Origin of the sequence: Paraburkholderia rhizosphaerae (assembly GCF_004366595.1) — a bacterium.
GTDB classification, from domain to species: domain Bacteria; phylum Pseudomonadota; class Gammaproteobacteria; order Burkholderiales; family Burkholderiaceae; genus Paraburkholderia; species Paraburkholderia rhizosphaerae.
This window is the reverse complement of record NZ_SORE01000066.1, coordinates 1-1,874: the sequence shown is the minus strand read 5'-3', so window position 1 is coordinate 1,874 and position 1,874 is coordinate 1. Positions and strand designations below refer to the sequence as shown.

Annotated in this window: 2 protein-coding genes; one reads left to right on the top strand and one right to left on the bottom strand. The window is 61.1% G+C overall.

The window, feature by feature from the left end:
- Positions 1-638, bottom strand: a 638-nt coding sequence (locus tag BX592_RS33565) for an alkaline phosphatase family protein (RefSeq protein ID WP_279589222.1), incomplete at its 3' end; no start/stop codon positions are given.
- 604 nt (positions 639-1,242) lie between these two features.
- Here BX592_RS33565 and BX592_RS33560 point away from each other — a divergent pair.
- On the top strand, positions 1,243-1,874 hold a 632-nt coding region (locus tag BX592_RS33560; protein ID WP_279589221.1), incomplete at its 3' end, for an alkaline phosphatase family protein.

Below are 1,874 nucleotides of genomic sequence, written 5' to 3'. Positions count from 1 at the left end.
CCGTACGTGTCCGTGTACGCGTTCTGGCTCATCGCGAAGTGCTGCGCGTAGTTCCACAGCCCCGTCACCGTGTTGCCGTCGAAGAAGCCGAGCACCTGCGCCTTCGTCCCGAAAGCGCCGGCGCTGCCCATCGTCGCCTTGCCTGTGAAGGCCGGGAATGCGTCCATCTTGCCCACGTCGGAGGCTTCCTGCTCGGGACTGTACGAGTGACTCTGGTCGGCCGTGTTCGCCTGCGCGCGGTCAAGACGGAACGGCACCAGTTCCGTCGCCGGAATCGCCGGCGTGATCGCGAGGTTGCTCGCGTTCGTCTGGTTCGGGTTCGTCGCGATCAGGTTGTCCGTCTGCAGGTTTTTGACCACCGGCGTGCCCGCCAGTGCAGTGAACACCGGCTCGCCGGGCGTGTTCTTCGCCTGCGGATAGGTCGCGAAGTAATGGTCGAACGAGCGGTTCTCACCGTAGATCACGACGAGGTGCTTGATCGGCGTGGCGGTCTGCGCCAGATCCTGCGGCGACGGCGCCGCGGCGGCCGGCGCGGGCGGGTTCGACGCGCTCGGCGGGTTGTTATCGCTGCTGCCGCAGGCGGCAAGCGCGAGCAGCGCCGCTGCTAGCGACGCAGGTAGGATCGCTTTGCGAAACATGGTGTGGGGGGCTCCAGGATGCAACGACGCGGTTCCGCCCTTTCCCCATGAAACGTATGAGTCCAGGCCGGGTTTTCGAAAGTTTTAACGCCCGATTTATCAGGAATTCGGGCAGCGGCATTGGACCATCGTTATATTACTGGGAAGAGGCCGTTTGCTTCCGCATGTATTACACGCATATTATTTTTCATTAACTGTGATGCTCTCATCGCCGATGTGTAATCGGCGCCGAATGGAAATGATGTGTTTTGCGCCGGCTCGCGCCAAATACCACATCACCCTGAACACTTGGGACGCAGCCTCTACACGTAACACGGAACGCGACATACGGGACATCAGTTTTTCATCGCTTGAACAGACACCGTCGTCACGCAAAGCCATCAACACGTTGGCCGCGAAAGCATCACAATTCAATCAAAAATAATATTTGCGTAATGCGCGCGGAAGCAAACGGCCTCTTCCCAGTAATATAACGATGGTCCAATGCCGCTGCCCGAATTCCTGATAAATCGGGCGTTAAAACTTTCGAAAACCCGGCCTGGACTCATACGTTTCATGGGGAAAGGGCGGAACCGCGTCGTTGCATCCTGGAGCCCCCCACACCATGTTTCGCAAAGCGATCCTACCTGCGTCGCTAGCAGCGGCGCTGCTCGCGCTTGCCGCCTGCGGCAGCAGCGATAACAACCCGCCGAGTGCGTCGAACACGCCGGCGCCCGCAGCGGCACAGTCGCCGCAGGATCTGGCACAGACCACCACGCCGATCAAGCACCTCGTCGTGATCTTCGGTGAGAACCGCTCGTTCGACCATTACTTCGCGACCTATCCGCAGGCGAAGAACCCCACGGGCGAGCCCGCGTTCACCGCGCTGCCCGGCACGCCGACGGTCAACAACCTGCGCAACAACAACCTGCTCGCAACGAACCCGAACCAGACGTTCGCGAAAAACCTCCCACTCGTGGGGAATCAACCAGCCGGACTACTGCCGTTCCGTTTCGACCGCTCGCAGGCGAACACCTCCGACCAGAGTCACTCGTATGGCCCCGAGCAGGAAGCCGCCGACGGCGGCAAGATGGATGCGTTCCCGTTCTTCACGGGTAAGGCGATCACGAACGGCGCAGGCGTCTTCGGCACGCAGGCGGCCGTGCTCGGCTTCTTCGACGGCAACACGGTGACGGGGCTGTGGAACTACGCGCAGCACTTCGCGATGAGCCAGAACGCGTACACGGACACGTACGG